The sequence below is a fragment of the Mesorhizobium sp. M0571 genome, assembly GCF_040320985.1.
In the GTDB taxonomy this organism is placed as follows: domain Bacteria; phylum Pseudomonadota; class Alphaproteobacteria; order Rhizobiales; family Rhizobiaceae; genus Mesorhizobium.
Window position 1 is genome coordinate 1 of the sequence record NZ_JAMYQT010000129.1, and the last position, 1974, is coordinate 1974.

At 63.9% G+C, this 1974-nt stretch carries 2 protein-coding genes; both read right to left on the minus strand.

Translation table 11 applies throughout. The annotated features are described in order from the left end of the window. Positions 1–160 precede the first annotated feature (160 nt). A complete protein-coding gene (locus tag NKI85_RS37620) occupies positions 161–622 on the minus strand; it encodes a GNAT family N-acetyltransferase (protein ID WP_352780944.1) in 462 nt (153 codons plus the stop codon). 102 nt (positions 623–724) lie between these two features. Further along, positions 725–1714 carry a BMP family lipoprotein gene (locus NKI85_RS37625; RefSeq protein ID WP_352532749.1) on the minus strand — a complete coding sequence of 330 codons (990 nt, stop codon included), beginning with the start codon at positions 1712–1714 and terminating at the stop codon, positions 725–727. Between the last annotated feature and the right edge of the window lie 260 nt (positions 1715–1974).

Below are 1974 nucleotides of genomic sequence, written 5' to 3' on the forward strand. Positions count from 1 at the left end.
CCACTCCATGCGCCTGCGCTCCTCGCTGCCGCAAATCAGGCGGCAAATCTCCCCAGTGCATAGCCCTCAGGCAAGATGGGGTGCTCGTCACGCTCACGAACAAGCCGCACCCGACGTGCCGGTAACCAAGCCGCCGCACTGGTGAGGGGGCGAGCAACGCCTAAAGGCGCGGTCTGCGCGACATCAGCAACATGGGCGCGCCGTCCTGTTCAAACTCCTCGACGGCCACCCAGCCCAGCGTGGCGTAAAAGTCGCGCGCCTGCCAGGTATAGACATAGAGTTCGCTGACATCGGCCGATGCGGCATGCGCTTCGATCGCCCTGGCCAGTGCCGTCCCGATCCCTCGGCGCTGATGCTCCGGAGCGACGGCCAGCCCGGCCAGCCACGGCGTCAGATCATGCGCCGGCTCCCGCTCGCTGCGGACAAGCAGACAGGTTCCGGCCGGCACTCCGCCAACCCGAACGATCAGCGCGGTCTCGAACCTGTCGCCGGCCAGCAGCTTGCGAAGGTCGGCGACGTCGTCTGCGAGACTCCTCTCGCTCCCCTCAAAGAACGCGACAAGACGCAGGCTTGCGACTGCCTCGATATCGCGCTCGCGCGTGGGTTCGGTTATCGGTTGCATCGGTAGCTTGTCCGGTTGACGTCCTGAAGCAAGAACCTGCTGACACAAACAAAACCGCCGGGCTTTCACCCGGCGGCTCGTCAGCTCAGCAGTGTCTGTCGATCAATACGGGCAGGCATTGTCCGACATATAGTCGTGCACCTTGATGGTACCGGCGATGATGTCGGCCTTGGCTTTTTCGACCGCCGCCTTCATTGCATCGTCGACAAGCGCCTTGTTGTTGTCGTCCATGGCGTAGTCGACGCCGCCTTCCTTGAGGCCGAGATCGTTGACGCCGGCGGTGAACTTGCCGTCCTTGGCATCCATGAAGGTGTTGTAGACGGCAACGTCGACGCGCTTGACCATGGAGGTCAGCACCTTGCCGGGCTGCAGGCCGTTCTGGTTGGAATCGACACCGATGCCGAGCTTGCCGGCGTCGGCCGCTGCCTGCAGCACGCCGACACCGGTGCCGCCTGCCGCCGCGTAGACCACGTCGGCGCCCTGGTCGATCTGCGTCTTGGCGATCTCGCCGCCCTTGGCCGGATCATTCCAGGCTGCCGGCGTATCGCCGGTCATGTTCTGGATGACGTCGGTGGCGCCGGCCGCCTTGGCGCCGCCGACATAGCCGCAGCCGAACCTGCGGATCAGCGGAATATCCATGCCGCCGATGAAGCCGACCTTCTTGGTCTTGGAAGCCATCGCCGCCATCACGCCGACGAGATAGGAGCCTTCCTGCTCCTTGTAGACCAGGGAGCGGACATTGGGCTTGTCGACGACCATGTCGATGATGGCGAATTTGGTGTCGGGGAACTCGACCGCGATCTTGTCCAGCGCATCCGCCCAGGAGAAGCCCGCCATGACGATCGGATTGCGGCCGTCCTCGGCGAAGCGGCGCAGCGCCTGCTCGCGCTGGGTGGCGTTGCTGACCTCGAATTCCACATAAGGGATGCCGGTCTCGGTCTTGAACTTTTCGGCGCCGTTAAAGGACGCCTCGTTGAACGACTTGTCGAACTTGCCGCCGAGATCATAGAGGATCGCGGGTTGAATGTCCGCGGCGAAGGCCGGAAGAACCATTGCAGCTGCGGCCATGAGGCCGAGAACGATACGTTTCATGTGATCCACACCCCTGTCGGTTATTTGTCCATTATGCACCGCATGCCGGCCCGGTTCTCCGGCAGGCACACGGCATCAGGCAGGAGTGTCTTCCTCCCGCTTCGGGCCAATCTGGCACGGCCCGAAACAAAATTCACGTGGAATTTTGACCTTTTGGAAAGGCGTGGGGCCCCCGACCGGGCGCCCCCCCATGTTATTGGGGGAGGGGGCGTAAAAAAAGCGGCGGCCGGGGCCCGGGGGGGGCCGGGGGGCGCCGGGTG